The organism is Qipengyuania proteolytica, from assembly GCF_019711565.1.
GTDB lineage: Bacteria > Pseudomonadota > Alphaproteobacteria > Sphingomonadales > Sphingomonadaceae > Qipengyuania > Qipengyuania proteolytica.
The window spans coordinates 450,305-476,970 of the sequence record NZ_JAIGNN010000001.1; the positions used below are offsets into that span (position 1 = coordinate 450,305).

The 26,666-nt window shown below is 66.5% G+C and carries 32 protein-coding genes; 22 read left to right on the forward strand and 10 right to left on the reverse strand.

Annotated features, from left to right (window positions below; all coding sequences use genetic code 11):
• Window positions 1-42: 42 nt before the first annotated feature.
• From K3172_RS02180 to K3172_RS02190, 3 genes are read right to left on the reverse strand one after another with little or no spacing between them, the layout of a single operon-like run.
• Window positions 43-774: a hypothetical protein gene (locus tag K3172_RS02180; protein WP_221586826.1), complete on the reverse strand. Its 732-nt coding sequence runs from the start codon at window positions 772-774 to the stop codon at window positions 43-45.
• 10 nt (window positions 775-784) lie between these two features.
• A complete protein-coding gene (gene cutA, locus K3172_RS02185; RefSeq protein WP_221586827.1) occupies window positions 785-1,105 on the reverse strand; it encodes a divalent-cation tolerance protein CutA in 321 nt (106 codons plus the stop codon).
• Complete coding sequence (locus tag K3172_RS02190) at window positions 1,102-2,130, reverse strand: COX15/CtaA family protein (protein WP_221586828.1); 1,029 nt, start codon at window positions 2,128-2,130, stop codon at window positions 1,102-1,104. Before K3172_RS02190 ends, cutA begins: the two co-directional genes overlap by 4 nt.
• Before the next feature lie 144 nt (window positions 2,131-2,274).
• Here K3172_RS02190 and K3172_RS02195 point away from each other — a divergent pair, with 144 nt between their 5' ends.
• The 4 genes from K3172_RS02195 to K3172_RS02210 all read left to right on the forward strand — a co-directional run bounded on the left by K3172_RS02195 (window position 2,275) and on the right by K3172_RS02210 (window position 4,793).
• Window positions 2,275-2,679, forward strand: a complete 405-nt coding sequence (locus K3172_RS02195) for a MerC domain-containing protein (protein ID WP_221586829.1) — start codon at window positions 2,275-2,277, stop codon at window positions 2,677-2,679.
• 12 nt (window positions 2,680-2,691) lie between these two features.
• Window positions 2,692-3,675: a sulfur carrier protein ThiS gene (gene thiS / locus K3172_RS02200; RefSeq protein WP_221586830.1), complete on the forward strand. Its 984-nt coding sequence runs from the start codon at window positions 2,692-2,694 to the stop codon at window positions 3,673-3,675.
• Between the two features lie 64 nt (window positions 3,676-3,739).
• Entirely contained in the window at window positions 3,740-4,267 is a 528-nt protein-coding gene (locus K3172_RS02205) for a hypothetical protein (protein ID WP_221586831.1), read from the forward strand.
• Window positions 4,268-4,301: 34 nt separating this feature from the next.
• Window positions 4,302-4,793: a hypothetical protein gene (locus K3172_RS02210; RefSeq protein WP_221586832.1), complete on the forward strand. Its 492-nt coding sequence runs from the start codon at window positions 4,302-4,304 to the stop codon at window positions 4,791-4,793.
• A gap of 1 nt (window position 4,794) precedes the next feature.
• Here K3172_RS02210 and K3172_RS02215 read toward each other — a convergent pair whose 3' ends face one another.
• Window positions 4,795-6,597 (reverse strand): AMP-dependent synthetase/ligase, encoded by a 1,803-nt coding sequence (locus K3172_RS02215; RefSeq protein ID WP_221586833.1) that lies wholly within the window; start codon window positions 6,595-6,597, stop codon window positions 4,795-4,797.
• Window positions 6,598-6,740: 143 nt separating this feature from the next.
• Between K3172_RS02215 and K3172_RS02220 the strand changes: the two genes are divergently transcribed.
• The gene (locus K3172_RS02220; RefSeq protein ID WP_221586834.1) at window positions 6,741-8,465 is read left to right on the forward strand and encodes a gamma-glutamyltransferase family protein; all 1,725 of its coding nucleotides are present in this window, start codon (window positions 6,741-6,743) and stop codon (window positions 8,463-8,465) included.
• Here the strand turns inward: K3172_RS02220 and K3172_RS02225 are convergent.
• Entirely contained in the window at window positions 8,462-9,496 is a 1,035-nt protein-coding gene (locus tag K3172_RS02225) for a quinone-dependent dihydroorotate dehydrogenase (RefSeq protein WP_221586835.1), read from the reverse strand. The two genes, K3172_RS02220 and K3172_RS02225, sit on opposite strands and share 4 nt — an antisense overlap.
• Before the next feature lie 366 nt (window positions 9,497-9,862).
• Here K3172_RS02225 and K3172_RS02230 point away from each other — a divergent pair, with 366 nt between their 5' ends.
• The 11 genes from K3172_RS02230 to K3172_RS02280 all read left to right on the forward strand — a co-directional run bounded on the left by K3172_RS02230 (window position 9,863) and on the right by K3172_RS02280 (window position 17,425).
• Entirely contained in the window at window positions 9,863-10,777 is a 915-nt protein-coding gene (locus K3172_RS02230) for a helix-turn-helix transcriptional regulator (protein ID WP_221586836.1), read from the forward strand.
• Between the two features lie 101 nt (window positions 10,778-10,878).
• A complete protein-coding gene (locus tag K3172_RS02235) occupies window positions 10,879-11,289 on the forward strand; it encodes an SUF system Fe-S cluster assembly regulator (RefSeq protein WP_221586837.1) in 411 nt (136 codons plus the stop codon).
• On the forward strand, window positions 11,286-12,767 hold the full coding sequence (sufB, locus tag K3172_RS02240; protein ID WP_221586838.1) for a Fe-S cluster assembly protein SufB: 1,482 nt from the start codon (window positions 11,286-11,288) through the stop codon (window positions 12,765-12,767). Before K3172_RS02235 ends, sufB begins: the two co-directional genes overlap by 4 nt.
• Entirely contained in the window at window positions 12,764-13,306 is a 543-nt protein-coding gene (locus K3172_RS02245; protein ID WP_221586839.1) for an endonuclease domain-containing protein, read from the forward strand. Before sufB ends, K3172_RS02245 begins: the two co-directional genes overlap by 4 nt.
• Window positions 13,307-14,056 carry a Fe-S cluster assembly ATPase SufC gene (gene sufC / locus K3172_RS02250; protein ID WP_221586840.1) on the forward strand — a complete coding sequence of 250 codons (750 nt, stop codon included), beginning with the start codon at window positions 13,307-13,309 and terminating at the stop codon, window positions 14,054-14,056.
• Window positions 14,049-14,807 (forward strand): SufD family Fe-S cluster assembly protein, encoded by a 759-nt coding sequence (locus tag K3172_RS02255; RefSeq protein WP_221586841.1) that lies wholly within the window; start codon window positions 14,049-14,051, stop codon window positions 14,805-14,807. The genes sufC and K3172_RS02255 overlap by 8 nt, the downstream gene beginning before the upstream one ends.
• On the forward strand, window positions 14,804-16,033 hold the full coding sequence (locus K3172_RS02260; protein WP_221586842.1) for an aminotransferase class V-fold PLP-dependent enzyme: 1,230 nt from the start codon (window positions 14,804-14,806) through the stop codon (window positions 16,031-16,033). The genes K3172_RS02255 and K3172_RS02260 overlap by 4 nt, the downstream gene beginning before the upstream one ends.
• Window positions 16,030-16,536, forward strand: coding sequence for an SUF system Fe-S cluster assembly protein (locus K3172_RS02265; protein ID WP_221586843.1), 507 nt, complete (start codon window positions 16,030-16,032; stop codon window positions 16,534-16,536). The genes K3172_RS02260 and K3172_RS02265 overlap by 4 nt, the downstream gene beginning before the upstream one ends.
• 1 nt (window position 16,537) lies before the next feature.
• Window positions 16,538-16,837, forward strand: coding sequence for a hypothetical protein (locus K3172_RS02270; protein WP_221586844.1), 300 nt, complete (start codon window positions 16,538-16,540; stop codon window positions 16,835-16,837).
• Window positions 16,834-17,181 carry a HesB/IscA family protein gene (locus tag K3172_RS02275; protein ID WP_221586845.1) on the forward strand — a complete coding sequence of 116 codons (348 nt, stop codon included), beginning with the start codon at window positions 16,834-16,836 and terminating at the stop codon, window positions 17,179-17,181. The genes K3172_RS02270 and K3172_RS02275 overlap by 4 nt, the downstream gene beginning before the upstream one ends.
• A gap of 7 nt (window positions 17,182-17,188) precedes the next feature.
• Complete coding sequence (locus K3172_RS02280) at window positions 17,189-17,425, forward strand: hypothetical protein (protein WP_221586846.1); 237 nt, start codon at window positions 17,189-17,191, stop codon at window positions 17,423-17,425.
• Here the strand turns inward: K3172_RS02280 and K3172_RS02285 are convergent, their stop codons facing one another.
• The 3 genes from K3172_RS02285 to K3172_RS02295 form a co-directional block, all read right to left on the reverse strand.
• Window positions 17,426-18,355, reverse strand: coding sequence for a hypothetical protein (locus K3172_RS02285; RefSeq protein WP_221586847.1), 930 nt, complete (start codon window positions 18,353-18,355; stop codon window positions 17,426-17,428).
• Between the two features lie 75 nt (window positions 18,356-18,430).
• Entirely contained in the window at window positions 18,431-18,847 is a 417-nt protein-coding gene (locus K3172_RS02290) for a hypothetical protein (RefSeq protein ID WP_221586848.1), read from the reverse strand.
• A complete protein-coding gene (locus tag K3172_RS02295; RefSeq protein ID WP_221586849.1) occupies window positions 18,840-19,535 on the reverse strand; it encodes an EI24 domain-containing protein in 696 nt (231 codons plus the stop codon). The genes K3172_RS02290 and K3172_RS02295 overlap by 8 nt, the downstream gene beginning before the upstream one ends.
• Before the next feature lie 114 nt (window positions 19,536-19,649).
• On the opposite strand from K3172_RS02295, the gene K3172_RS02300 reads away from it, so the two are divergent.
• Window positions 19,650-20,645: an adenosine kinase gene (locus tag K3172_RS02300; RefSeq protein ID WP_221586850.1), complete on the forward strand. Its 996-nt coding sequence runs from the start codon at window positions 19,650-19,652 to the stop codon at window positions 20,643-20,645.
• Window positions 20,646-20,654: 9 nt separating this feature from the next.
• On the opposite strand, the gene K3172_RS02305 is transcribed toward K3172_RS02300, so the two are convergent.
• Complete coding sequence (locus K3172_RS02305; protein WP_221586851.1) at window positions 20,655-21,065, reverse strand: hypothetical protein; 411 nt, start codon at window positions 21,063-21,065, stop codon at window positions 20,655-20,657.
• Window positions 21,066-21,379: 314 nt separating this feature from the next.
• Here K3172_RS02305 and K3172_RS02310 point away from each other — a divergent pair, with 314 nt between their 5' ends.
• Window positions 21,380-21,718: a hypothetical protein gene (locus K3172_RS02310; RefSeq protein ID WP_221586852.1), complete on the forward strand. Its 339-nt coding sequence runs from the start codon at window positions 21,380-21,382 to the stop codon at window positions 21,716-21,718.
• A 53-nt stretch (window positions 21,719-21,771) separates the two neighbouring features.
• Here the strand turns inward: K3172_RS02310 and purD are convergent, their stop codons facing one another.
• The gene (gene purD / locus K3172_RS02315; protein ID WP_221586853.1) at window positions 21,772-23,046 is read right to left on the reverse strand and encodes a phosphoribosylamine--glycine ligase; all 1,275 of its coding nucleotides are present in this window, start codon (window positions 23,044-23,046) and stop codon (window positions 21,772-21,774) included.
• Here purD and xseA point away from each other — a divergent pair.
• The 4 genes from xseA to K3172_RS02335 are packed head-to-tail and all read left to right on the forward strand — an operon-like array spanning window position 23,045 to window position 26,633.
• A complete protein-coding gene (gene xseA, locus K3172_RS02320) occupies window positions 23,045-24,442 on the forward strand; it encodes an exodeoxyribonuclease VII large subunit (protein WP_221586854.1) in 1,398 nt (465 codons plus the stop codon). The two genes, purD and xseA, sit on opposite strands and share 2 nt — an antisense overlap.
• Window positions 24,443-24,466: 24 nt before the next feature.
• Window positions 24,467-24,676, forward strand: a complete 210-nt coding sequence (locus K3172_RS02325; RefSeq protein ID WP_221586855.1) for a DUF2093 domain-containing protein — start codon at window positions 24,467-24,469, stop codon at window positions 24,674-24,676.
• Complete coding sequence (locus K3172_RS02330; protein WP_425594690.1) at window positions 24,673-25,590, forward strand: M23 family metallopeptidase; 918 nt, start codon at window positions 24,673-24,675, stop codon at window positions 25,588-25,590. The genes K3172_RS02325 and K3172_RS02330 overlap by 4 nt, the downstream gene beginning before the upstream one ends.
• A gap of 47 nt (window positions 25,591-25,637) precedes the next feature.
• On the forward strand, window positions 25,638-26,633 hold the full coding sequence (locus K3172_RS02335; RefSeq protein WP_221586856.1) for an esterase-like activity of phytase family protein: 996 nt from the start codon (window positions 25,638-25,640) through the stop codon (window positions 26,631-26,633).
• Window positions 26,634-26,666: the final 33 nt, after the last annotated feature.

Here is a 26,666-nt window from a genome sequence, read left to right on the forward strand (position 1 = left end):
AGCGTTTCCGCGGGTTTCGGGAGCGGTAAAATAAAACCGCAATCAAATCTGGGTCAGCGTCCAGTGCTCGCGCGAGACGCGCATTTCCGCCCCGATGCGGGTTTCCACGTCGCGTTCGATCCGCTCGAGCAGGCCGTCGATGGCCGAGGCCGTTGCTGTCAGCCGAACGGTCACCTCTCCGGTCGTGCCGTCGGCGAGGGGGACGGTACGCGAAAATTCGCGGCTTTCGGCCATTGGAAAGAACAGGTCGGTCGGGATGGCGCTCATGGCGGCGCCTGCCGCGCCCTGCAGCTTGGCCATGAAGCGCCTGGCCTCGTCCCTATCCCGCTGCGCGACGCCCCGCCCGACGAGCGAAGCGAGCGCGGCATCGACAGCCTCTGCGCTCGCCCCCACAGCCAGTGACTGCCCGCCGATGATGCGGCCGTCCGGGCCGAGCAATGCGGGAAAGGGGCCATCTTCCTTTCGCTCTGCTTCCATGGCGGCAATCGCCCCGAGTGCGGGCGGGGCATCGACTTCGCAGGTCTGCGCGAACGCATCGACCCGCAGCCCTCGCCCATTCTCGGCGAACCGGCACGACCAGCTGCGCGCGACGGTCAGCAGCTTGCCATCTGCCAGCGACCGTTCGACCCGACGGGTCAGCCTGAAATCGCCCGCGGGGGCCTGCTTCCGCTCCTCTGCCGCCAGCGCGACACGCGGAAGGCCGATCGCAAACACCGGCGCCAGCGCGCAAACGCCCATCCGGCGCATGGCATCGCGGCGATCGCTCGCTTTCATGGGGCCCCCCTCATTCCTCTGGCGAAACCAGCTCGCCCAGCCACGCCTGTGTCGCCGATCCCGCGGCATCGCAGCGCCAGCCCATTATTGCGGGCGCATCGTAGGGGTGCAAGTCCTCAAGCCGCGCCACGACGCTGTCGAGCAGCCGTGCGTCGGTCTTGAGCAATGCGGGCACTTCCTCGCCCTCCCCGCGCTCGCCCGACCAATCGAAGAAAGAGCGGATCGCGTTGCCGATATTCATGCAGCCGATCAGCTTCTCGTCCAGCAGGATGCGTCCCGCCGTCTCGGCAGACTCCCGGTCCGGGAAAGGGCAATAGATCAGCGCGGTCACGCGCCTCGCCGCCCCAGCACGTGCGCGCCCCAGGCGAAGCTCGCCACCAGCAGCGCACCGACGACCTGGTGCGCGACGGCGATCCACAGCGCGACTCCGGTCAGGACGGTAGCGATGCCGAGCAGGATCTGTGTGCCGAAAGAGGCATGGATGGCGACCGAGGCCCTGCGCTGCAGCGGCTTTACCCGCCGCGCCATCACGACGAGCGCAGCCACCGCGACCCAGGCCCACCACCGATGGAGGAAATGGATGAGATAGGGGTCGTGCGTCACGGCGTGGAAGAAGCCTTCGCTGGCATCGTACTCGGGCACCAGCCGTCCCTGCATCAGCGGCCAGCTATCGCTCGCGAGGCCTGCATTGAGGCCCGCGACCCAGGCCCCGAGCAGGAGCTGGACGAACAGGATCGCACCGACCCAACTCGCGGTCGCGGTCCAGCGCGCCGGTTTCGGCTTCCGTTGTCCGAGCTGCAGCAGGTCGAGCGCAGTCCAGATCAAACCGCCGAGCGTGAACAGCGCGGTGAGCAGGTGGATCGAAAGCCAGAAATGGCTGACGTCGGTCATGGTCCCGGCAAGGCCGCTCTTGACCATGAACCAGCCGAACACCCCCTGCAGCCCGCCCAGCGCGAGCAGGGCGACGAGCCGCGGCTTATAGCCCTGCGGGATCGCCTTGCGGACCCACAACCAGGCGAGCGGCAGCGCGAAAGCCAGTCCGATCAGCCGGCCGAGCAGGCGGTGGAACCATTCCCAGAAGAAGATGAACTTGAAGGCGGCGAGGTCCATGCCGGCCGGGCCGGTGACGGTCCGGTATTCGCCGGTCGCCTTGTAGAGGTCGAACTCGGCCTGCCAGTCGGCCTGCGTCAGCGGCGGGATCGCCCCGGTAATCGGCTTCCATTGCGTGATCGACAGCCCGCTTTCGGTCAGCCGCGTGATGCCGCCGACGGAAACCATCAGCACGACCATGGCGGCGACGACGAAGAGCCAGATTGCCAGTGCCCGCGGGCGGTGGCTCGGAAGAATATCCTGCATGCGCGCCCATCTGCGGGGGGGCCGCGCGTTTCGCAAGTGCAAAGAGGGCAATCGGCATAGCGGCCACAGCACCGGACGAACTGCGTCATTTCGTCCGATCTGCCCTTGAAACATGTTACATCGTCACATAAGTGGCGTTTTGCAATGCTTGAACGCGCCATCTCCCCGATTCGTCGCCGGCTCGACCGCGCCGGGATCCTCTTGTCGGGCGCCTGTGCCGTGCATTGCCTGCTCTCGATCGTGCTCGTCTCGGGCCTCGGCATCGGCGGGGAGTTCTTCCTTTCGCCCGACATCCACCGCGTCGGCCTCGTCCTGGCGACCCTGATTGCGGCGGTCGCAATCGGCTGGGGTGCGCTGCGGCACCGGATGGCCGCACCGTTCGTGGTGGCCATGACCGGCCTCACCTTCATGGGTGGCGCGCTGGCCGTCCCGCATGGCTACAAGGAAGCGATCTTGACCATCATCGGGGTCGCGCTGGTCTCGCTGGGCCACATCCTCAACCTGCGGCATTCGCACTCCGCCGCTTGCAAGGAGCGCTGCGGCGACTAAGTGGCGGGGGCTATGATTGCCCTGACCGTCAATGGCGAGACCCGCCGCACCGCCGCCTCCACCATCGCCGACCTCGTCCGCGAGCTCGACCTCGAACCGACCAAGATCGCGGTCGAGCACAATGGCACGATCGCGCCGCGTAGCGAGCTGGCCAGCCATGCCCTCGCGGACGGCGACGTGCTCGAGATCGTGCATTTCGTCGGCGGCGGCCAGCAAGAGCGGAGCAGCGAAGATACATGGACCGTTGCCGGGCGCACGTTCACCAGCCGGCTGATCGTGGGCACGGGCAAGTACAAGGATTTCGAACAGAACGCCGCCGCGCTGGAAGCGAGTGGGGCGGAAATCGTCACCGTGGCGGTGCGCCGGGTGAATGTCAGCGATCCCAAGGCGCCGATGCTGACCGACTACATCGACCCGAAGAAGGTGACCTACCTGCCGAACACGGCTGGCTGCTTCACCGCCGACGAGGCGATCCGCACGCTGCGCCTCGCGCGGGAAGCGGGCGGCTGGGACCTCGTGAAGCTGGAAGTGCTGGGCGAAGCGCGCACGCTCTATCCCGACATGCGCGAAACGCTGGTCGCGACCGAGACGCTCGCCAAGGAGGGCTTCCTGCCGATGGTCTATTGCGTGGACGATCCGATCGCGGCGAAGCAGCTGGAAGAGGCGGGCGCGGTGGCGGTGATGCCGCTGGGCGCACCGATCGGCTCGGGCCTCGGCATCCAGAACCGCGTGACCATCCGCCTGATCAAGGAAGGCTCGAGCGTGCCCGTGCTGGTCGACGCGGGTGTCGGCACCGCCTCCGATGCGGCCGTCGCGATGGAGCTGGGCTGCGACGGCGTGCTGATGAACACCGCCATTGCCGAGGCGAAGGACCCGATTCGCATGGCCCGCGCGATGAGGCTGGCGGTGGAGGCGGGGCGCGACGCCTACCTCGCAGGCCGCATGGCGACGCGCAAATATGCCGACCCCAGCAGTCCGCTGGCCGGATTAATCTGACGTCCGCTTACGGCTTGTTAACCAAGTTCGGTGACAGTCACCCTGTCAAACGGGGGCACCGATCATGGCTGTTACGAATACCGCTACGCTGACCATCGCCGAAATGCGCGAATTCGCCGGCTTCACCGCCGCCGAACAGCGCTACATCCGCCGCAGCCTCGATATCGGGCTTGGGCGCTGCGACGCGTTCCGCATCTGGGGCCGCAACGCGGTCGAGAATGCGGCGATCCGCAGCCAGTACGTCGCCTACCAGGAACTGAAGGCGCTGCGCCAGTCGGTGCCGCAGACCTCGGGTTTCGACGCGATCGAAGGCTTCGTCGGCAAGCTCACCCGCGTTGCCGCCTTCGACCTTGCCCAGGAGCGGATCGACAGCTTCTCGGCCTTCCGCTTCCTCTACGAGCGCCTGATTTCCGCCGAGGCGCGGCCGTGGCTGCCGAGCGCGTTCTGCGCCGCCGCCGCGCTGCCGCAGATCCGCCCGGAACGCCGCAAGATGCTGCTGCAGAGCCTGAGCGAGGCCGCCGCGACAGCCCCCGGCTGGTCCGACCGCGCACCGAGCTTCTATCCCGAGTTCATCGAGGAAGCGGCGGCTTGACGCGTTGCCGACCTGATGTGCAATTTACAACTCAATGACCGCCCTTCAGCCGATCGAATCTAATCTGGCACAAGATTTCGACCCGCATTGCTGGATGGGGATGGTGCTTGAGCATTTCGCGAGGGCCGAGCAGGCGATCGGCAAATTATCGGTCGCAATTGGCTTGCCGATCAACAACGGCTCACTCGGTTCTTTAAATGAACTGCGGAAGCGATTGGCCGTTCAAGAGGGCAAGAAGTTCAAAGCACTCGACAACCGAATTGCACGTTGGTCACAGAACCGACCGTTTCGCCATTTACTCGCTCATGCCACCATCACCCGGTTATTCGACGCGAATGGAAGGCCTGTGATCATCACGCGCCACCTACCCCGCGATGCAAACGACGTCACTCCGGATCGGCTTTGGACCTTCGAGGACCAGAAGGATTTGCTGCGGCAGGCGAGCAACGACAGCCGTTCCATCTGCGATCAAGTAGCCAACTTACTCGCAGACCCCGCGCAAGTTGCCGCCTTGAGAAAAGCCTGACCTAACCCCGGTACAACCCATCCAGCCGTTCGCCGTAGCGGGCCTTGATCTTGTGGCGGCGGATTTTCATCGAGGGGGTCATTTCCTCGTTCTCGATGGTGAAGCCTTCGTCCGCGAAGGCAAACTGGCGGACCTTTTCGATCACCGAGAGGTCCTGGTTCACCCGGTCGACCGCCTTGCGCACCGCGCCCCGGAACTCGGGATCGTCCTGCAAGGTCTTGAGGTCGAACTTCTTGCCGTTCTCCTTCGCCCATTCGAGCGCCCATTCGGCATCGGGGACGAGCAGGCCGACGATGTAGGGCCGCTTGTCGCCCGCGACCATCGCCTGGCCGATCTCGGGCTGGAGCGTCAGCATGCCCTCGACCTTCTGCGGGGCGATATTGTCGCCCTTGTCGTTGACGATCATGTCCTTCTTGCGGTCGGTGATGACGATCCGGCCCTTCTCGTCGAGATGGCCGATGTCGCCCGTGTGCAGCCAGCCGTCCTTGATCGTGCGATCGGTTTCCGACTGGTTGCGCCAGTAGCCGTGCATGACCAGCTCGCCGCGGCACAGGATCTCGCCATCCTCGGCGATCCTGATCTCGACGCCGCGCATCGGCGGGCCGACGGTGTCCATCTTGATCCCCGCCGCCGGGCGGTTGCAGCTGATAACCGGCCCTGCCTCGGTCTGGCCGTACCCCTGCAACATGGTGAGGCCCATCGATTCGAAGAACACGCCGACTTCCGGGTTCAGCGGCGCGCCGCCCGAGACCATCGCCTTCATTCGCCCGCCGAAACGCTGGCGGATCTTCGGCTTGAGCAGGCGCCCGACGATGAAGTCCTTGGTCCCGTCTCCCAGCTTCTTGCGGCCCTCAGCGCGGCGCTCGCCGACGCCTAGCGCGGTATTCATCAGCTTCTCGGCAAGCCCGCCCTGCTTCTGGACCTGTTTCATGATGCGGGTGCGCAGCACCTCGAACAGGCGCGGGACGACGACCATGATCGTCGGGCGGGTTTCCTCGATATTGCTGGCGAGCTTCTCCAGCCCCTCGGCATAATAGATCTGCGCCCCGACGCTGATCGGCAGGTACTGGCCGCCGGTATGCTCGTAGGCGTGGCTGAGCGGGAGGAAGGACAGGAACCGCTCCTCGTCGCCCAGGCCGAAATCCTCGATCAGGATTTCCGCCGCGCCGGCTACGTTGCACAGGATCGCGCCGTGGTGCTGCATGACCCCGCGCGGTGCGCCGCCGGTGCCGCTGGTGTAGATGATGCAGGCGGTCTGATCGCGGCCGATGCCCGCGATCCGCGCCTCGACGGCCTTGCGCGCCGCGCCGGCGTCGCCCGAGACCATCCGGTCCCAGCCGTGAAACTCGAAACTGCCCGATTGCTGCCGGTGGAGGTCGTCGATCCCGATCACGTGTTCCGCGACGCCCGACGCCTGGAGCGCGCCGTGCAACGGGCCGAGCAGCTTCTGGGTCGAAACGATCACCGCCTTCGCGCCCGAATTGTCGAGGATGTGGACATGGTCGCGCTCGGTATTGGTGATGTAGGTAGGCACCGTGATGCAGCCCGCCGCCATCACCGCGAGGTCGGCGATGCACCATTCGGGCCGGTTCTCAGACACGAGGCACACGCGGTCGCCGTCCTTGAGGCCGAGCCTCCGCAGGTTTTCCGCCAGCAAGCAGACCTGCTCGACGGCTTCGGCCCAGCTTATCGTGTGCCAACCACCGCTGCGCTTGGCGCCGAGGAAGGGTTTGTCGCCGCGCTCGTCGGCGCGCTTCAGGAAAAGTTCGACGAGATTGTTTGCCGAATCGATATCGGACAGCACGGCAGGCTCCTCATGCGATATTCTGTGTTGTCTGCTGCAACGTCTGGCGGCGGGCTTAGGCTCCGGGGGGCGTAGCGGCAAGCCCGGACGGACGCGCCCGGTTGCGTTGCCAGCCGCGCCCCGCGTGCCTAAGGGTGGGGCCCATGACGCTCGCTCGCCTGTGTGCCGCAATGGCCGCCCTAGCCCTGTCTTCCTGCAGTCCCCAGACGGCCGAGCTGGAGCGCGTGCCGGTCCCATCCAGCGAAGAACAACGCGTCGAACCCTTCGTCATCGCCGCCAATCCGCTGGCTGCTGAGGCAGGGATGGACGTGCTGGAGCGTGGCGGTAGCGCAGCCGATGCGGCGGCAGCGGTGCAGGCGATGCTCTCCCTGGTGGAACCGCAATCCTCCGGGATGGGTGGGGGCGCGTTCATCAACTATTTCGATGCCGAAAGCGGCGAGGTCACGATCTACGATGGCCGGGAGACCGCGCCCGCACAGGCCACGCGCGCCCTGTTCCTCGACAGCGCGGGAGAGCCGCTGGGCTTTCGCGAGGCAGTCGTGAGCGGGCGGGCGACCGGCGTTCCGGGCGCGGTGGCGGCGCTGGGGCTATTGCACCGCGAGCATGGCGCGCTGCCGTGGGACGGCCTCTTTTCCGCGGCGATCGCGACCGCGGAGGAAGGCTTCATTGTCAGTCCGCGGTTGGGCCTTTTCCTCGAACGGCCCTTCCCCCAGCTCGCCGTGCCCGACGCGGATGCCTATTTCTCGCGTCCCGACGGTACGCGATTGCAGATCGGCGACCGCCTGGCGAATCCCGAGTATGCCGATTTCCTCCGCCGCTTGTCGCGCAATGGTACCGATGCGCTCTATCGCGGCAGCACCGCCGCCGAGATCGTTCAGCGCACGCGCGCTGCACCGCTCGGCGGGTCGATGACGATGGCGGATCTGGCGGATTACCGCCCGGCCAAGCGCAAACCGGTCTGCCACCCCTGGCGCGCCTATCGAGTCTGCGCCCCGCCCCCACCATCGAGCGGAGCGGCCTTGCTCGAGCTGCTGGCGCTGCTGGAACGCACCGATATCGCTGACCGCGGACCGAGCGATCCGCAAGCCTGGTACCTGTTCGCCGAGGCGAGCCGGCTGATGTACGCCGATCGCGACGCCTATTTCGGCGATGGCGACTTCGTCGATGTCCCCGTCGCGGGCCTGCTCGACCGGGCTTATCTCGATCGCCGTGCCGCCCTCATCGGCGCTACTGCCGCAGCGCAGGTAAGGGCCGGGACCCCGCAGGGTGCGGGCGCAACTATCGAGGACCTGACGCGCGAACCTGCCGGGACGTCGCATTTCATCGTCCGCGATGGGCGTGGCAACGTGGCTTCGATCACCACGACAGTCGAATCTATATTCGGCACCGGCAGGATGGTGGACGGCTTCTTCCTGAACAACCAGCTGACGGACTTCGCCTTCAACCCCTTGCAGCCGGATGGCGCGCTGGCCCCCAATGCGGTGGCGCCCGGCAAACGCCCACGCTCCTCGATGACGCCGCTGATCCTGCTGGATGGCGACGGAAATTTCGCCGGGGCGATCGGGTCGGCGGGGGGCAATTCGATCCTCGCCTATGTCGCCAAATCGCTGGTGGCGGCGGTCGACTGGGGAATGCCGATGCAGGACGCGCTCGCCCAACCCAACCTGGTGGCACGTGGCGACCGACCGATGGGCGAAGTCGACAAGTTCCCTCCTGAAGTCATCGCCGGCCTCAAGGCGCGCGGGATCGACCTTGCGCCGGGACAGGGCGAGGATTCCGGTGTCCATGGTGTGCTGATCCGCAACGGCCAGGTGGACGGCGGCTACGATCCGCGCCGCGAAGGGGTCGTCCTGGTGGGAGGTCGCTAGGCTTCTTCGCTTCCGACTGCTTCGGCAATCGATCCGAAGCCGTCGCGCTTCAACAACCGCTCGAGCCCGTGCAGGATGCGGCGCGGCAGGCCCGGACCTTCATAGACCATCGCACTGTAGAGCTGGACGAGGCTGGCGCCTGCGCGGATGCGCGCGCAGGCATCCTCGGCGCTGCCGATCCCGCCCACGCCGACCAGCGGCAGCGCGCCGCCGGTGGCCTTGCGGAAGTCACGGATACGCTGCTGCGCGAGGTCGCGGAGCGGCGCGCCCGACAGGCCGCCGGTCTCGGCCGCGCGCGAGGATTTCAGCGCCGGACGCGAAATCGTGGTGTTCGACACGATCAGGGCACCGAGTCGCTTGTCGAGCGCGATGCGGGCGATGGCGTCGATATCCGCAGGTTCGAGGTCGGGGGCGACTTTCAGGAACACCGGCGGTCCTTGCGCCCCACGTGCCTCGAGCACCGCGTCGAGCAAGCCGGTGAGCGCCGATTCGTCCTGCAGCGCGCGCAGGCCCGGGGTATTCGGGCTCGAGATGTTCACCGCCAGATAGGAGGCGAGCGGCGCCATGATGCGCGTCATTTCGGCATAATCGGCGGTGCGGTCCTCGCTGTCCTTGTTGGCGCCGATATTGATCCCGACGATGCCGGGACGCTGCCTCCGCGCATCGAGCCGCGCCCGCGCCGCCTGCGCGCCACCGTTGTTGAACCCCATGCGATTGATCACGGCGCGGTCCTCGACCAGTCGGAACAACCGCGGTTTCGGATTGCCCTGCTGCGGGCGCGGAGTGATCGAGCCGACCTCGGCGAATCCGAACCCCAGGCCAAGCAGTTGGTCGGGAACTTCGGCATCCTTGTCGAATCCTGCCGCCATGCCCAGCGGGTTCGGAAAGTCCAGGCCGGCAACACTTGTCGCGAGCGGGCCTGCGGGCGCAGGACCGCTCGCAGGCAGCGCCGCAAGGGCTCGAACGGTCAGGCGATGGGCGCGCTCTGGGTCGAGCAGGAACAGGGCGGGCCGGGCGAGATCGAACAGCATCGCGCGGCCCTATGCAGAACGGCCGCGCGGTTGTCGAGATTGGGCGCTTTCGGGCTGCTGCCGAAGAGAACGTTGCCACTACTATTTCCCGCATTTTGCGAAAGTGTCGCTTGCATACAATCAATTGTAACAGACTCGGCCTATCACACCCTTGCGACCCGAAGGGCTCGGAGCAAGTTTGCGACGAGTTCTCGACTTCAAGGGGCGGCTCCACCGGGGCCGCCCTTTTTTTGTCCGGCGATCAACACCTTGTGCCCGTTGGCAGCCCTTTTTGGGGCCGATGGGTTGCGTGATGACGGCGTATTTGTACAAAAACCGCCTCGCCATGCTATGGGCGTTGCCAGTCGGGGTTCGGGGGAGTCGCACGTGTCAGACAATCAGGGGGCCAGCGACCCACACTCTTTCCAGTTCGTCGCCGCGCCGGCGGATCTCGCGCCCTATCTCAATTCGCTCTACATCTGGCGCTGCGAGGTGCCGGACCTGGTCGACGTCCTGCCCGCCTATTCGGGACAGATGACATCCTTCGTCGAAGGCGCCGGCCGGATGAAATTCGACGACGGGGTGGTCAGCGAAACCAGCGACGCCTTTTTTCTGGCGCCGCTGTGCCAGGCGCGCGAATTCCACATCAAGGGCCCGGCAACGATGTTCGGCGTGTCGCTGAACTTCCGCGGCTGGGCGGCGATGACGGGCCTTTCGGTGAGCGACCATCACGACGCCTTCCTGGCCCCAGAGATGGTCCTGAGCGACAAGCGGGCGGCGGAATTTGCCGATCTTGCACCGCGCTGGCGGGCGGGCGAGCTCGACGACAAGGGTATGCTCGATGCGATGGCCGATATCGTGCGGCACAGCCTCTCGCGCTTGCCGGACACCCACCTCAAAGTCATCGACCGCACGCTCGAATGGCTGTCGAGCTCGTTCCGGCCCGATCTCGAAGAGCTTTACGCGACGCTTCCCTATTCGCGGCGGCAGGTGCAGCGGCTCGTCGCACAATTCTTCGGCCAGTCGCCGGTGCGCCTCGTACGGCGCTATCGGGCCGTACGCGCCGCGACGCTGTTGTCGCTGCCTCAGTTGCCCGAGGAAATCGAGGCCGATATCCATGGCGCGTTCTACGATCAGGCGCACCTTATCAAGGAAATCCGCTTCTTTACGGGCCGCACGCCAAAGCGCCTTGTTCCGGAAGGCAGTTCGCCGGTTCACGACATGCTCGGCCCCGAAGGCTACGGATCGGTCAGCCTGTTCGGTTCGGGCGAGGCCGACCAGCTGGGCAAGAAACCGCTCTAACTGCTAACGACTCGCAACAACCGGAAATCCGTTGAAATGGCGGGTTTCGGGCCTTAGCTGCCAATCGGAACGAATTGGTCCGATTTAGACAGCCGCACGCCATGAGACTATCCAATCTAGCCGATTACGCCATCGTCACGATGTGCGCCGCCTCGCGCCATTGCGGCGGCGGGCGGACGAGCGCGGCTGACCTCGCGGCGGAAACCGGGCTGCCGGTGCCGACCGTGCAGAAGCTGGTGAGCAAGCTGTCTGCTGCGGGCCTGATCCGTTCGACCAGGGGCGCGGGCGGCGGCTTGCAGCTGGCGCGTCCCGCTGCGGCGATCAGCGTCGCCGACATCGTCGAGGCGGTGGAAGGGCCGATAGCGCTGACAGCCTGCGTCGAAGGCGGCGATTGCGCGGTGAGCGAGGATTGCAGCGTCCGCCCGCACTGGCCGGTGGTCAACGATGCGCTGCGCGGAGCGCTGGCGGCGATCCCGCTGACGCAGCTCGCACGAACGAAAGAAATGGCATGAGCGAAGAGATCGACATTCAGGACCGCGAGGCTCGCGAAGCTGCCGAGAAGGCCGCCGAATACGAGCACGGCTGGTCGGCCGATATCGAGACCGAGTTCGCCGACAAGGGGCTGACCGAGGATACCGTCCGCTTCATCAGCGCCAAGAAGGGCGAGCCCGAGTGGATGCTCGACTGGCGCCTCAAGGCCTTTCGCCTGTGGCAGGAAATGGAGGAGCCGGATTGGGCCAAGCTCGGCTATCCGGCGATCGATTACCAGGACGCCTATTATTACGCCGCGCCCAAGAAGAAGGAAAAGCTCGCCTCGCTCGACGAGCTCGATCCGGAGATCAAGGCGGTCTACGACAAGCTCGGCATTCCCGTGGCGGAGCAGGAAGTGCTCGCCGGGGTCGAAGGTGCGCGCAAGGTCGCGGTCGATGCCGTGTTCGATTCGGTCAGCGTCGCCACCACCTTCCGCGAGGAGCTGAAGCGCGCAGGCGTGATCTTCCTCTCGATCAGCGAGGCGGTGAAGGAATATCCCGAGTTAGTGAAGAAGTGGCTCGGCAAGGTCGTGCCGCAGCATGACAATTTCTTCGCCACGCTCAACAGCGCGGTCTTCTCCGACGGCACCTTCGTCTATGTGCCCGAAGGGGTGCGCTGCCCGATGGAGCTTTCCACCTATTTCCGCATCAATGCCGAGAACACCGGCCAGTTCGAACGCACGCTGATTGTCGCCGAAAAGGGCAGCTATGTTAGCTACCTGGAGGGCTGCACCGCGCCGATGCGCGACGAGAACCAGCTCCACGCCGCGGTCGTCGAGCTGGTTGCGCTCGAGGATGCCGAGATCAAGTATTCGACCGTGCAGAACTGGTACCCCGGCAACTCGGAAGGCGTCGGCGGAATCTACAATTTCGTCACCAAGCGCGGCCTCTGTCAGGGAGCACGCAGCAAGATCAGCTGGACGCAGGTCGAAACCGGCAGCGCGGTGACGTGGAAGTACCCCAGCTGCGTGCTCAACGGCGAGGACAGCGTGGGCGAGTTCTACTCGGTCGCGGTCACCAACAACTTCCAGCAGGCCGATACCGGCACCAAGATGATCCACAACGGGCGTGGAAGTCGTTCAACCATCATATCCAAGGGCATTTCGGCGGGCAAGTCGAACAACACCTATCGCGGCCTCGTCCGCGTTGCCGCCAATGCCGATGGCGTGCGCAACCGGACCGAATGCGACAGCCTGCTGATCGGCGACCAGTGCGGCGCGCACACCGTGCCCTATATCGAGGTGAAGAACCCCAGCGCCCAGATCGAGCACGAGGCGACCACCAGCAAGATCAGCGATGACCAGCTGTTCTACGCCATGCAGCGCGGCCTCGACGACGAGGAAGCGATGGCGCTGATCGTCAACGGCTTTGCGAAGGACGTTCTGAAGGAACTGCCAATGGAATTCGCCGTCGAAGCGCAGAAGCTGCTGGCGATCAGTCTGGAAGGTTCGGTCGGATGAGCGACAAGAAAACTCTGAAACTCAAGTCACCCTCGGATACCGCCGAAGACACCCGCGCGCTCAAGAAGAAGGGCCGCGGGTGGGAAATCTCCGAGAAGCGGCTCGATGCGCTGCATGATCGCGCGCGCGAGTTGCGGCGGCATTCGACCCCGGCGCACAAGGCGCTGGCGAAGAAGTTCGCCGAAGCCGACATGGGCAAGTACAAGTTCACTCGCCATGCCGTGGTTGGCAGCGCGATCGTAGATCTCAACTGCCACAACCTCGGCATGGCGATCATGATCGACGAGGAGGGGCAGGACGAGACGCTGGCGAAGCGCCGCGACAAGAGCCTCGAATCGGTCGGGATCCGCGTCGAGCGCGTTGCGGCCGCCGAGATCCTCGAAGACATGGACGGCGTGCTCCAGCGCCTCACCGTCGCGATGCGCGAATGCATCGCCGAAAAGAAACAGAAGGCGCGCGACCACGCGGCGGCCAATCCCAACCAGCACTATTCGCGGCCCAACCGGCGTGACGCCGGGCCGCGCAGGAACGACAGGTAAATGCTCGAAATCACCGACCTCACCGCCGAAGTTGGCGGCAAGCAGATCCTCAACGGCCTGACCCTCACCGTGAAGGCTGGCGAGGTCCATGCGATCATGGGCCCCAATGGCGCGGGCAAGTCCACGCTCGCCTATGTGCTGGGCGGGCGTCCGGGCTACGAGGTTACCGGCGGCAGCGTCCGCTTCAACGGTCTCGACTTGCTCGACATGGAGCCGCACGAGCGCGCCGCGGCGGGCCTGTTCCTCGGCTTCCAGTACCCGGTCGAGATTCCCGGCGTATCGAACCTCCAGTTCCTGCGCGAAGCGCTCAATTCGCAGCGCAAGCAGCGCGGCGAAGAGCCGCTGACCGGCGGCGAATTCCTCAAGCTGGCGCGCGACAAGGCCGCGCTGCTCAAGCTCGACCCCGAAATGCTCAAGCGCCACGTGAATGTCGGCTTCTCGGGCGGCGAGAAGAAGCGTGCCGAGATGGTCCAGATGGGCATTCTCGACCCGAAGTTCGCCGTGCTTGACGAGACCGACAGCGGCCTCGACATCGACGCGCTGCGCGTGGTGGGCGAGGGGATCAATGCGATCATGCGCAGCCCCGACAAGGGCGTGCTGCTGATCACCCACTACCAGCGCCTGCTGGAGGTGGTGCGGCCCGACAAGGTTTCGATCCTGTCTGCAGGCCGGATCGTCCAGACCGGTGGCCCCGACCTCGCCCTGCGCCTCGAAAACGAGGGCTATGACGCGGTGATGGCGGATGCCTGAGGCGGCGACCCTTCCCACCCGGCGCGAGGAGGCCTGGCGCTATTCTGCGGTCGACCGGCTGCAGGGCGTGCCGCTCGATAACTGGCGCGCGATCGACTTGGCGGCGGGCGAGACGTTCCGCGACACGCTCGTCATCGCCGATGGTGCGGGCACCAGGCCGACCGAACTCCACCGCTGGCGCGTCAGCGTGGGCGAGGGCGCGACTTGCGAGCTCTTCGCCGTGCTCGCCTCGGCCGAATACGCCCGCCTCGAAATCGAAGTGACACTGCACAAGGGCGCGCATTTCGAACTGGGCGGGATCACCGTCGGCGGGCGCGAGACCGTGCGCGAGTTCGTCACCCGCGTGGTGCATGCCGAACCCGAGGCGACCAGCAACCAGACCGTCCGCGCGGTCCACTGGGGGCGCGGGACGGGCAATTTCCTCGGCAATATTGACGTCGTGCGCGATGCGCAGAAGACCGACGCGGCGCAGGATTTCAAGGGCCTGCTGCTGGAAAAGGGCGCAAGCGTGAATGCCGTGCCGCAGCTCGAAATCTTCGCCGACGACGTGAAATGCGCGCACGGCGCCAGCGTCGGCCAGCTCGACGAGACCGCACGCTTCTACATGGCCGCGCGTGGTCTTTCACCCGAGCTTGCACGCCGGCTACTGGTGCAGGCCTTCCTCGGCGATGCGCTGGTGGGGCTCGATGACGAGGCCCTGCGCGAGACGCTGATGGACACGGCGCTGGCCAAGGTGGACGCGAACCTGTGAGCGACGTCGCCACCCTTTCGCGCCCGAGCGACCTCAGGGCGGACTTCCCCGGCCTGCTGACGCCCGACGGCGCGCCGTGGCATTACCTCGACACCGCCGCGACCGCGCAGAAGCCGCAGGCGGTGATCGATGCGATGAGCCGCGCGCTGGGCCGCGACTATGCGACCGTCCACCGCGGGGTCTACGGCCGATCGGCGCAGATGACGCTGGGCTATGAAGCCGCGCGCCGCCGCGTCGCGGACTTCATCGGCGCGCGCAACGAGAACGAGATCGTGTTCGTGCGCGGCGCGACCGAGGCGATCAATCTCGTCGCCGCCAGCTGGGGCATGACCCGGCTGGGCGAGGGCGACCGGATCGTCCTCTCCACGCTCGAGCACCATTCGAACATCGTTCCCTGGCAGATGGTCGCCGAACGCACCGGCGCGCAGATCGACGTCTGCCCGCTGACCGAGGATCACCGGATCGACCTCGGCGCGCTCGAGGCCCTGCTGACACCGCGCACCAGGCTGGTGGCGCTGGCGCATGTCTCGAACGTGCTCGGCAGCGTGCTCGATGCGCGCGCGGCGGCGGACCTCGCGCATTCGGTCGGTGCGAAGATCCTGCTCGACGGCTGCCAGGCCGCGCCGCGCATGGCGCTCGACATGGCGGCGCTCGATTGCGACTTCTACGCCTTCTCGGGCCACAAGCTGTATGGCCCGACCGGCATCGGCGTGCTGTGGGCGCGTGAGGACATTCTCGACGCCATGCCCCCGTGGCAGGGCGGCGGCGCGATGATCGACCGCGTGACCTTCGAGAAGACGACCTACGCCCCGCCGCCGCAGCGGTTCGAGGCGGGTACGCCGATGATTACCGAAGCGATCGCGCTCCATGCGGCTATCGATTATGTCGATGCGCTCGGCCCCGATGCACTGTTCGCGCATGAGGCGGCGCTGGCGAAGCAGCTGCGCGACGAACTGCGCAACCTCAACTCGGTCACGCTGTTCGGGCCCGAGGAAAGCGCGGGCATCGTCAGTTTCGCCCTGCAGGGGGTGCATCCGCACGACCTCGGCACCATATTGGACGAAGAGAACGTCGCGATCCGCGCCGGGCACCATTGCGCGCAGCCGCTGATGGATCATCTCGGCGTCCCCGCCACCGCCCGGGCGAGTTTCGGGCTCTATTCGGACGAAAGCGATATCGCCGCGCTGCTGCGCGGCATCGAACGCACCCAGAGGATCTTCGGATGAGCGAAGAAGCGAACAACGATCAGGATTTCATCGCCGCGCCCTCGCCGGCCGATACGGTGGTGGGCAAGCCCCCGCGCGCCCGCGTCGAGGATGCCGTCGATACGGACGAAACGCCTCGGGAAACAATGGAGCGCAAGCGCGACTATCTCGAGGGTTTCCTTGCGAAAAAGCCCGAGAACGTGCCTGCAGGCCATCCCGGTGGCGATCTCTACGAAGCCGTCATCGCCGCGCTCAAGGAAATCTACGATCCGGAAATTCCGGTGAACATCTACGATCTCGGCCTGATCTACGGCGTCGAGGTCGATGACGAGAGCGATGTCACCGTTACGATGACGCTGACCACGCCGCATTGCCCGGTTGCCGAAACCATGCCGGGCGAAGTCGAACTGCGCGCCGCCAGCGTGCCCGGCGTGCGCGACGCCGAGGTCAACCTCGTCTGGGATCCGCCCTGGGGCCCCGACAAGATGACCGACGAGGCACGCCTCGAACTGGGGATGCTTTAGCATGGAGGACATGCTCAAGGCTGCGGATTGCCTGCTCGATCCCGGGCGCGAGCATTGGGAGCGCATGCATGCCGTACAGGACCTCGAATGGTTCGGTCCTGTCGCGCTGCCCTATCTCTTCGAAGGGGCCAATCTCGACTGGAGCCACGATCCCAACATGATGGGACTGATCGGTGACACGATCGCCAATATCTGGAGCAAGGAGGGCGTACTGATGACCGCGCCAACCGAAGGGCTGCCGCAGCTGACAATCGCGCAGATCGAGACCCATCGATCCTTCTTCCGGGAGCCGAAATCATGACCAGTCGTGTAATCCCTGCCGCCGTCAAGCTCACCCCAGGCGCCGAGGCGCGCATCGCCGACCTGATGAGCAAGGCCCCTGCGGACGCCATCGGCGTGAAGCTCTCGACCCCGCGTCGCGGCTGTTCGGGCCTCGCCTATTCGGTCGATTACGTATCCGAGGAAGCGAAGTTCGACGAGAAGATCGAGACCCCCGGCGGCATCTTCTACATCGACGGTGCTTCGGTGCTCTACCTCGTCGGCAGCACGATGGACTGGGTGGAGGACGACTTCACTGCCGGCTTCGTGTTCGAGAATCCCAATGCCAAAGGCGCCTGTGGCTGCGGCGAAAGCTTCATGGTATGACAAGCGCATGAGCGCATTTCCTAAAATCCTGATGATCGCCGCCGGGCTGCTGATCGAGCGTAGCCTTCGCCAGCGCGGCAAGTCGGCACGGGTCGACGGATCGCTCGGTAAGACGATGGCAGACTGGAAGCGCAACCAGCGCCGCCGCAAGCCGCCCGAAGCCGGGATCGCCGTGCCTGCCGTTTCGCCCAAGGGCCCGCTGCCCAAGCAGGGCGGAGCCGAGGCCCCGCTCACTTTCGACTGATCAGTCCTCGGCGAGGAAGTCGAGCAGCGCCTGTTCGTAGGCGTCGACCTTGCCGTCCGCCTCGATTTTCGCCGCAACCCACTCTCGTTCGTCCGACGTGACCTCATGCGCTTCGGCGACCTGTTCGTCGCGCGAGAGCGCTTCCACCTTGCGACCGAAGACCACGCCGAAGGCGTTGGGCGCGGCATCCATCATGCGTCCCAGGAACCCGCCGACACTCGAATGGGTGTCGTTCATGAAGGCTTGCAGCTCGGCCGCGCGCTCGCGGCTGATCTGGGCGTTCGCATTGCTGTAGCCCTGCAGGTAGTTGGCGATGCCCTGCACGAACAGCGTCTTCCATTCGGGCGCATTGTCCGCATCGAGCGTCGCGTCCTTGAGGCGGAACAGCATTTCGGCTTCGTTCGGGCCGACGGCAGCGGGCCGCTCGCTGGCCGGCGCGAAGATCGCGCGGCGCAGCAGCTTGGCCTCGGTCGCATTGACATTGCCCGCTTCGAGCCGGCCGCCGTCGCGGGTCGGGCCGGTGCCTTCGAGCACGGCCTTCTCGACCTGGCGCAGCGCATAGTCCTTGAGCGCGACCGGCACGTTCTGCGCGCGTTCGAACACGCGGACCAGCAGTTCGAGTTCCGCCATCGAGCCGAGCTCACCGTCGGCGTCGATCTGGCTCATCAGCCAGTGGCCGTTCTCGCTGTCGACATAGCCCTTGGGCGCGCGCTGGTTGATCACATATTCGCCCAGCGCCTCGACGAAGAAGTCGACCCATTCGGCGCTCCTGGACTGCAGCTGGTGGTTGAGCGCGAAGATCGCTTCCGCCTCGCTCTGCGAGATCCGCCCGTCAGGCCAGGCTTCGCGCCTGAGGGCGAGTACTTCCTCGCCCGAAATCGCGCCGTCTGCGCCGACCTTCTTCGCCAATTCGCCGAAATGCACGCTCATTGCTTGCCCACTTCCCGTATCTTCAGTCGGGTCGGGCCTAGCGCAACTTGCTTAAGACGGGGTTAGCGGCCCCTGCTAGCGCTTCAATGCGGCGACGCAGGCGGCCCGGTCGACATCGAGGCCGTCGCTGGCGCGGCGTGCATCGACATAGGTTGCGCCCGGTTCTCCACGCGGCTCGAGGGGGTAGAGGTAGATGTCGAGAACGCAGGCCTGACCGACGAACTGCAGCTTGCGGGCATCGCCCTCCTTCACCGTCAACCGGGGCGCGCCGAACATATTGGCGAGCGCGGTCTCGTTCTTGCCGATGACGCCCTCAAGGCCCGGCAGCTTCATGATCCGCGGCGCGCGAAAGGCGCCGCTCGAAGGGGCGGTGCGGACCTCTTGCGGTGGTGGCGCGGTGCGGACGGCGGGTTGCGGCGCGGACCCGTGGCCGGCCGGCGCCGTCGCGCAGGCTGCGAGCAGCGGCAGGAGAAGCAGGATCGAACTACGCATTGACGACGGGCTCCCGGGCGGCGCGGTGGACCAGATGGGTCGCGCTCGCGGCGCCGATAATGGGCGCGAGAAGGTTGAGGAAGGGTATGGCGAGCATGGCCGCGACGATGCCGCCCAGCGCGAAGCGCGTGCCTGCGCCGATCGGGGCGGTTTGCTGCGCTCCCTGGCGATGGCGCAGCCACACCATGTCCTGCAATTCGCGCCCCAGCAGCACGGCGTTGACCGCCCAGAACACGATCGCGGGCCCGATCGCGGTGAACAGCAGTACCAGCGCCACGGGCAGGGCGACGAGGTTGAGCAGGATCACCCGCCCCGTCGCGCGCAGGCTGTTGGCCAGTTCCTCGCGGAAGGGAAGCAAGCGGGCGTTCGCTGCGTGGGCGGGGTAGTGGCGCGCCTCGACCGCGCGGACGACGTCGTCGGCGAAGAACTGCAGCACTGCCAGCGCGACGATGCGGAACAGCAGCCAGCCCGCGATCACGGTGAAGAGAACGGCGGCGAGCGCGCTCAACTCGGCGCTGAAGGCGATGTCGAGTGACAGTAGCCAGTTGTAAAGCGCGGCCAGCACCGCGCCGCCGCCGACCACGAAGATCGCCAGCGTCAGCGCAAGGCTCTTGGCCAGCACCCGCAGGATTGCCGGGTCACCGAGCTGGCCGATGGCAAGGGAAAGGGCGCGGGGGAGCGAGACCATGGGCGGCGGGATGTGGGCGGGGCGTGGCCCCGAGTCAACGCCACGCTTGGCCTATGCCCGATGAACCGCTAACCGCGCCCGACATATCGAGATTCCCGCTTCCCCGGAGTACCCATGACCGAACCCCGCTACGACGTGATCGCCATCGGCAATGCCATCGTCGACGTGATGTCCCCCTGCACCGACGAGCTCATCGACGAGCTCGAGCTCAACAAGGGCGGCATGACGCTGGTCGACGAGGAGGGCGCGCGGCGGCTCTATGCAGCCATGGGTCCGGCGAAGGAAATCTCCGGCGGCTCGGCGGCCAATACGCTGGCGGGCATGTCGGCGCTGGGCGCGCAGTGCGCCTTCGTCGGCCAGGTGGCGAAGGACCAGCTCGGCGACGTCTTCTGCCACGACATCCGCGCGGTCGGCATCGATTTCGACACGCCTGCGCGCGAAGGCCAGCCTTCGACCGCGCGCTGCCTGATCTTCGTGACGCCCGATGGCGAGCGGACGATGAACACCTTCCTCGGTGCGAGCCAGTTCCTGCCGCCCGCCGCGCTCGACGACGAGCTGATCGCCAGCGCCGCGATCCTCTATCTCGAAGGCTACCTCTGGGACCCCGAAGAGCCGCGCAGCGCGATGCGCCACGCGATCGACGTCGCCCGCAAGGCCGGCCGCAAGGTCGCCTTCACCGCCAGCGAAAGCTTCGTGATCGACCGCCACGGCGACGATTTCCGCGCGCTGATCGACGAAGGCCAGATCGACATCCTGTTCGTCAACGAGCACGAATTGGCCTCGCTGACCGGTGAGAGCGACTTCGAAAAGGGCGTCTCCATGGTGGCGGGCAAGGTCCCGGTCCTCGTCGCCACCCGCAGCGCCAAGGGCGCGGTCGCGGTGGCGCATGGCGAACGCGCCGAAGTCGCCGCCGAGCCGATCGCAAAGGTGGTCGACACCACCGGGGCGGGCGACCTGTTCGCCGCCGGCTTCCTTACGGGCCATGCGCGCGGCGAAAGCCTCGAGACCTGCCTGCGCATGGGCGCGATCTGCGCGGCGGAAATCATCAGCCACTATGGCGCGCGCAGCGAAGCGGACCTCAAGGCGCTGGTTGCCGCAAAGCTGGGCTGAGGCCCGTGCTCAGGACACCGGCTTGACGTAATCCGGGTCGCGCAGCCGCAGCATGTGGCGCTCGATCGTGGCGACCTGATCGTCGTCGAGGGTGAAGCTCATCTGCGAAGGATAGTTGTGCGCATTGCGCAGCCACACGTCGAGCGTATCGGCGGTGAGGCCCGGACTGTTCGCCACATCGGCGAAGTTCGGCGCACGCGGATCGGGCGATATCGCCAGCGGCTCGACGGCGTGGCAGCTACCGCAGGCCTGTTTGACGAAAGCGAGATCGGATTGCGGATCGCCTTTGCCCGGCGCGGCCGCGAGCGGTGCGGGCGTCGATTCGACCGGCCCGGCGTAGGAGCCACCCGTGCAGGCGGCGAGCACCAGCGCCGAACTTGCTGCGGCGAAGAAGGCATGGGTGACTGTCGTGCGGGTCATATAGCCATGATGCGCCCGCCGGGGCTGGTCGATCAATGGCAAAGTTGCGCGCCGTGCAAGTTGATCAAATACAACCGACACGCGGTTTTGGAGCGAACGCAAATTGGCGTGCCGAAACGCTGAAGCCCCGCACGGCTGGCGGGCTTCGAGAGGGGGTTCGATATACGCGAATCAAAGAGCGATCCTGACGCTAGCCCAGTGGGTAGTCTGTAGGAAAGTGGCGAAAATGGCCAAACTAGTGCCGAGTTGTTTTTGGCGTTTAGGTAATATCAAGGCCGACTACTTAGACGCGCAGCAATCTCGGAGGGTTGCTTATGTCGTTCGCGCTAAAATTTCCTACCCTCGTCTCTCTGGCGGCTGCTCTAGCTGTGAGTGGGTGCAACGCTCCGGCACAGCCTTCGCAAGAGGCCGTCGAAACGGTGCATTGCGCGATGATGCTCACCTATTTCGACGAAATGGCCGACCGGCTACCAAGCACCAATCCGGATGTTGCCCGTGACATAAAGGTTGGGGCCGTAAAGGCGATGCAAAAGTTCGAGGCGCTCGATTTGCCATACAAGCGAGAATATGCCGCGCGCACAATTGAGGAAATCAAGGACAATCCGGGCAAGGGCGAGGGCTATTTGATGCACTGCATCAAGATCAATCGCTGAACCTCGCGTGCGCGAGCTTCTGATTTCTTGACCCTTCTTCCGATCGACGAGAGCTACCCCCGCTCCCGACGCACTTCCCTCTGCCCGATATCGCGCCTGCAGAACCCGTCCGCGAAGTCGATGGCATCCACCGCGGCGTAGGCGTTCCGCTGCGCCTCGGTGGCGCTGGCGCCGCGGGCGGTGACGTTGAGCACGCGGCCGCCGCTGCTGGTGAGGGTGTCTCCCGCCATGGTCGTGCCGGCGTGGAAGACCTTCGCACCGTTCGCCTCGGCCTCCCCGAGGTCGATCGTGCCGCCCTTCTTCGGCGTGCCGGGATAACCTTCGGCCGCCATCACCACGGTCAGCGCGAAATCGTCCGACAGCCTGGGTGCGGCGACCTCGCCCAGCGTGCCTCGCGCGCAGGCGAGCATCAGTTCGACGAGGTCGCTCTCCAGCCGCATCATCAGCACCTGGCATTCGGGATCGCCGAAACGCGCGTTGTATTCGATCAGCTGGGGGCCGTCCTGCGTCAGCATGAGGCCCGCATAGAGCACGCCCGAATAGGGCATGCCCTCGGCCGCCATGGTGCGCACGGTCGGCTCGACGATCTCGCGCATGACCTGCGCCTGCAGCGCCTCGGTCAGCACGGGGGCGGGCGAATAGGCCCCCATCCCGCCGGTGTTGGGGCCGGTATCGCCCTCGCCCACTCGCTTGTGGTCCTGCGCGGTGCCAATGGGGACGATGGCGGTGCCGTCGGTCAGTGCGAAGAAGCTCGCTTCCTCGCCGGTGAGGAACTGCTCGATCACCACTTCGCTGCCCGCCGGGCCGAACTGGCCATCGAACATGTCGCCCAGCGCTTCCTGCGCCTCCTCGTAGGTTTCGGCGATGACCACCCCCTTGCCCGCAGCCAGCCCGTCGGCCTTGAGCACGAAGGGCGGCTTGAACCGCTTCAGCGCGCCCCATGCCGCTTCCAGCGAGTTGCAGCGCTCGTAGCGCGCGGTGGGGATGCTGGCGCGCTGGCACAGCTCCTTGGTGAAGCCCTTGCTGCCCTCGAGCTGCGCCGCCTGTTTCGAGGGGCCGAAAGTGTCGATGCCGGCCGCGCGGAGGCTGTCGGCAAGCCCGTCGACCAGCGGCGCTTCGGGGCCGATGACGACGAGGCCGATGGCATTTTCGCGCGCGAAGGCGATCACCGCCTCATGATCGGTCGCATCGAGCGCGACGCAAGTTGCATCCTGCGCTATGCCGGGATTGCCCGGGGCTGCCCACAGCTTGTCGCACAGCGGCGATTGCGCCAGTTTCCACGCCAGCGCATGTTCGCGGCCGCCCGAGCCGAGCAAGAGGATATTCATGGCAAGCGAGTTCCCGGATGACGATGACAATGCGGGCTTGGTAGCGAAGGGTCGCACGGGCGACAACGCCGAGCCGCTGACGATCTCGGAAATATCGCAGGCGCTCAAGCGGACGGTGGAGGATCGCTTCGGCTTCGTCCGGCTGCGCGGCGAATTGTCGGGCGTGAAGCGGGCGGCATCGGGCCACCTTTACTGCGCGCTCAAGGACGAGAAAGCGGTTCTCGACGGGGTGATGTGGCGCGGCCAGGCCGATCGCCTGCCGTTCCGCCCGGAGGACGGGCTGGAGGTGGTCGCCTCGGGCAAGCTCACGACCTATCCGGGGCGCAGCAAGTACCAGATCGTGATCGAGCGGATGGAGCTCGCGGGCGAGGGCGCGCTGCTGGCGCTGCTCGAGAAGACGCGGGCACGATTGCAGGCCGAGGGACTGTTCGCGGCCGAGCGCAAGCAGCCGCTGCCCTTCCTGCCGCGCACCATCGGCGTCGTCACCTCGCCCACCGGGGCAGTGATCCGCGACATCCTCCACCGGCTGGCGGACCGCTTTCCCAGCCGTGTGATCGTGTGGCCCGTGCTGGTGCAGGGGCAGGGCGCGGCAGAGCAGGTGGCGGGCGCGGTGCGCGGGTTCTCGGCCCTGCCAGAGGGTCATCCCGACCGGCCCGATCTCGTCATCGTCGCGCGCGGTGGCGGCTCGATCGAGGATCTGTGGAGCTTCAACGAGGAAGTGGTCGTGCGCGCCATCGCCGATTGCCCGATCCCCACGATCAGCGCGGTCGGCCACGAAACCGACACGACGCTCGCCGACTACGCTGCCGACCGCCGCGCGCCGACCCCCACAGCCGCTGCCGAGATGGCCGTGCCGGTGCGCGCCGAGCTCGCCGCGACGCTGAAGGACTTCGCCGCGCGCAAGGAGCGCGCGATCCTGCGCCCGGTGCAGCTGGGCCGTGAGCGGCTGGAGGCGCGCGCCGAACGGTTGCCCTCGCCCGAGACGCTGCTGCAGCCGCAGGCACAGCGGCTCGACGAACTGGCCGAGAAGCTGCGGCGCGGGCTGACCGACAGCGTGGCGCGCGGGCGCGAGCGGCTGCAATCGGACCGCGCGCGGCTCAATGCTCCGTTGTTGAGGAGCCGCATCGACCAGGCGCAGCAGCGCCTGTCTGCCGTCGCGCGGCTCATGGTCTCGCTCGATCCCGACAATGTGCTCAAGCGCGGCTATGTGCGGGTGACGGGGCCCGACGGACGTACGCTGACCGACAAAGCGGCGGCCGCGAAGGAAGCGGCGCTGATGCTCAAGTTCCGCGACGGCGATCTGGCGGTTGCGACCGGCGGCGCGCCTGCGCCGAGGCCGGCGCGGACGGCCCCGAAAAAGGGAACGCCGCCTAAACAGGATGATTTGTTCGGTTAATCGCGACCTGCTAAGATCACGCCCATGCTGATGAACAAGAATTCCTCGCCCTCGAACGGCGAAGCGCGGCTCCACTACGGGCCGAGCGGCTTTCGCGTCCTGCGCGCGGGCCAGCACGTGATCTGCGCGATGAGCGGAGTGCCGATCCCGCTGGAGGAGCTGCGCTACTGGTCGGTCGAGTACCAGGAGCCCTATGCCAGCGCCCAGCTCGCGACGGAGCGGCTGAAACCGTGACCGCCGCAAGGGTCGCGCCACTTCTCCTCCTGACCGCCGCCTGCGTGCCGACCTCCGCCGAGCAGGGCGAGCCGCAAACCGCACCCGTACCTGCTGCCATGCCGCCCGCTTCAGCGATGGAATCCGTTAGCGCCCCGGTCACGCGGCCGGCCCAGCGCGAGCGTTTCAGCTTCGATGGCGAGACAGAGCAGGGCGGCTGGATTCGCGGCCTCGCGCCGTCGGGAACGGTCCGTCTGTCAATCGGCGACACCGAGGTGCCGCTCGACGCTACGGGCCGATTTTTCGCCGGGTTCGACCGCGACGCAGATGGGTCTGCGACGCTGGTCGCGACGCTCGCCGACGGACGGATCGTAAGGGACCAGGTCGCGGTCAAGCCGCGGGCGTGGAATATCGAGCACGTCAATGTTGCGCGGCGCGCTGGCGGGGCTTCCGAAAGCTTCATGCAGCGCCGCGAGCCCGAACTCGCGGCCATCTGGAATGCCCGCCAGCAGCGCACGGGCGCAGAGGGTTGGCGGCAGGATTTCGTCTGGCCGGTCGCGGGACGCATCTCGGGCCGGTTCGGTTCGCAGCGCATCTATCGCGGCGAACCGGGCAGCTACCATTCGGGCCTCGACATCGCGACCGGCGGCAGCGGCACGCCCTATGTCGCGCCCGCCGATGGCGTGGTGGTGCTGGCGGCGGAGGATTTCAGCCTGGAAGGCAAACTGCTGATCATCGACCACGGCAACGGGCTCAACAGCGCCTTCCTCCACTCCTCCGCGCTCTACGTCAAAGAGGGCGACCGGGTGACGCAAGGGCAGCGCATCGGCGCGATCGGTGCCTCGGGCCGCGCGACGGGGCCGCATCTGCACTGGAGCCTGAGCTGGAACGGGGCGCGGCTCGATCCGCTGCTGTTTCTCGGCCCGATGCCGTGATCCGCGCTTGACGCGCCGCCGTCCCGCCCCGACCTGACCGGCGATCCATGCGCCCCAAGCGTCTCCTTCTCGGGCTTGCCCTCGCCGCCGCGCTTGCGCCCTCGCTCTGGGTGCGCAGCGAGCTGCCGAAGGTGAAGCCCTCTCCGCTCGGCGTGATCGAACAGGTTGCGCACGGAGCGGCGCAGGCCGGGCCCTTCACCCTCGTGGGCGCGTGGGAAATCGAAGGCCGCGGGCCGCTGTTCGGCGGCTTCTCGGCGCTCGTATCGCTGCCGGGCGACCGCTTCCTCGCCGGGACCGATGGCGGGCAGAAACTGATCTTCACGCGCCCCGATCGGGCAGGTCCGCCGCCGATCCTCAGCGCCTTCGGCAGCAAGGCCGATGCCGACAAGCTGCTGTTCGACCTCGAATCGCTCACGCGCGATCCGGCGAGCGGAACGCTGTGGGGTGGTTACGAGGCGAGCAATTCGATCCGCCGCTTCGGTGCCGATCTGCTGCCCCAGGGACAGGTGGCACCTGCCGCCATGGCCGATTGGGGCGCCAACAGCGGCCCGGAAGCCTTCGCGCGGCTGGCGGACGGGCGGTTCCTGGCAATCGAGGAGCGTTCGACCGGCTGGAACTCGGAAATCCATCGCGCGCTCGTGTTCGCCGGAGACCCGGCCGAGGGGGCGAAGCCAGAGGCTCTCACCGTTGCGGTACCCGGTGGCTACCGCCCGGTCGACATGCTCGCCGCTCCCGATGGACAGCTGCTGGTGCTCCTGCGCGACTTCGCATTGGGCCTGCCGCCGACCTTTTCTACGGCCATCGCGGTCCTGCAACCTGACACGATTGCGCCCGGGGCGACCGTCAGGCTGGCCCTGCTCGCCAAACTAGGGGAGGCCTTCCCCGCCGACAATTTCGAGGGCATGGCGCTGACCGAAGATGCCGACGGCGTCCACTTGTGGCTGGTCTCGGACGACAATTTCATGGATTACCAGCACAGTTACCTGCTCAAGCTGCGCTGGAAAGATCAGTCGAAGCGACAACGGCAAAAGGCGCGCGAGTGACCCCGCGCGCCCTTGCGTGATTCGGTATCGAAA

Coding starts and splice junctions, on each gene's coding strand:
- K3172_RS02180 (WP_221586826.1), bottom strand. CDS start 774: ATGAAAGCGAGCGATCGCCGCGATGCCATGCGCCGGATGGGCGTTTGC.
- K3172_RS02190 (WP_221586828.1), bottom strand. CDS start 2,130: ATGCAGGATATTCTTCCGAGCCACCGCCCGCGGGCACTGGCAATCTGG.
- K3172_RS02195 (WP_221586829.1), top strand. CDS start 2,275: ATGCTTGAACGCGCCATCTCCCCGATTCGTCGCCGGCTCGACCGCGCC.
- thiS (WP_221586830.1), top strand. CDS start 2,692: ATGATTGCCCTGACCGTCAATGGCGAGACCCGCCGCACCGCCGCCTCC.
- K3172_RS02205 (WP_221586831.1), top strand. CDS start 3,740: ATGGCTGTTACGAATACCGCTACGCTGACCATCGCCGAAATGCGCGAA.
- K3172_RS02210 (WP_221586832.1), top strand. CDS start 4,302: ATGACCGCCCTTCAGCCGATCGAATCTAATCTGGCACAAGATTTCGAC.
- K3172_RS02220 (WP_221586834.1), top strand. CDS start 6,741: ATGACGCTCGCTCGCCTGTGTGCCGCAATGGCCGCCCTAGCCCTGTCT.
- K3172_RS02225 (WP_221586835.1), bottom strand. CDS start 9,496: ATGCTGTTCGATCTCGCCCGGCCCGCCCTGTTCCTGCTCGACCCAGAG.
- K3172_RS02235 (WP_221586837.1), top strand. CDS start 10,879: ATGAGACTATCCAATCTAGCCGATTACGCCATCGTCACGATGTGCGCC.
- sufB (WP_221586838.1), top strand. CDS start 11,286: ATGAGCGAAGAGATCGACATTCAGGACCGCGAGGCTCGCGAAGCTGCC.
- K3172_RS02245 (WP_221586839.1), top strand. CDS start 12,764: ATGAGCGACAAGAAAACTCTGAAACTCAAGTCACCCTCGGATACCGCC.
- sufC (WP_221586840.1), top strand. CDS start 13,307: ATGCTCGAAATCACCGACCTCACCGCCGAAGTTGGCGGCAAGCAGATC.
- K3172_RS02255 (WP_221586841.1), top strand. CDS start 14,049: ATGCCTGAGGCGGCGACCCTTCCCACCCGGCGCGAGGAGGCCTGGCGC.
- K3172_RS02265 (WP_221586843.1), top strand. CDS start 16,030: ATGAGCGAAGAAGCGAACAACGATCAGGATTTCATCGCCGCGCCCTCG.
- K3172_RS02270 (WP_221586844.1), top strand. CDS start 16,538: ATGGAGGACATGCTCAAGGCTGCGGATTGCCTGCTCGATCCCGGGCGC.
- K3172_RS02275 (WP_221586845.1), top strand. CDS start 16,834: ATGACCAGTCGTGTAATCCCTGCCGCCGTCAAGCTCACCCCAGGCGCC.
- K3172_RS02280 (WP_221586846.1), top strand. CDS start 17,189: ATGAGCGCATTTCCTAAAATCCTGATGATCGCCGCCGGGCTGCTGATC.
- K3172_RS02285 (WP_221586847.1), bottom strand. CDS start 18,355: ATGAGCGTGCATTTCGGCGAATTGGCGAAGAAGGTCGGCGCAGACGGC.
- K3172_RS02290 (WP_221586848.1), bottom strand. CDS start 18,847: ATGCGTAGTTCGATCCTGCTTCTCCTGCCGCTGCTCGCAGCCTGCGCG.
- K3172_RS02295 (WP_221586849.1), bottom strand. CDS start 19,535: ATGGTCTCGCTCCCCCGCGCCCTTTCCCTTGCCATCGGCCAGCTCGGT.
- K3172_RS02300 (WP_221586850.1), top strand. CDS start 19,650: ATGACCGAACCCCGCTACGACGTGATCGCCATCGGCAATGCCATCGTC.
- K3172_RS02305 (WP_221586851.1), bottom strand. CDS start 21,065: ATGACCCGCACGACAGTCACCCATGCCTTCTTCGCCGCAGCAAGTTCG.
- K3172_RS02310 (WP_221586852.1), top strand. CDS start 21,380: ATGTCGTTCGCGCTAAAATTTCCTACCCTCGTCTCTCTGGCGGCTGCT.
- xseA (WP_221586854.1), top strand. CDS start 23,045: ATGGCAAGCGAGTTCCCGGATGACGATGACAATGCGGGCTTGGTAGCG.
- purD (WP_221586853.1), bottom strand. CDS start 23,046: ATGAATATCCTCTTGCTCGGCTCGGGCGGCCGCGAACATGCGCTGGCG.
- K3172_RS02325 (WP_221586855.1), top strand. CDS start 24,467: ATGCTGATGAACAAGAATTCCTCGCCCTCGAACGGCGAAGCGCGGCTC.
- K3172_RS02335 (WP_221586856.1), top strand. CDS start 25,638: ATGCGCCCCAAGCGTCTCCTTCTCGGGCTTGCCCTCGCCGCCGCGCTT.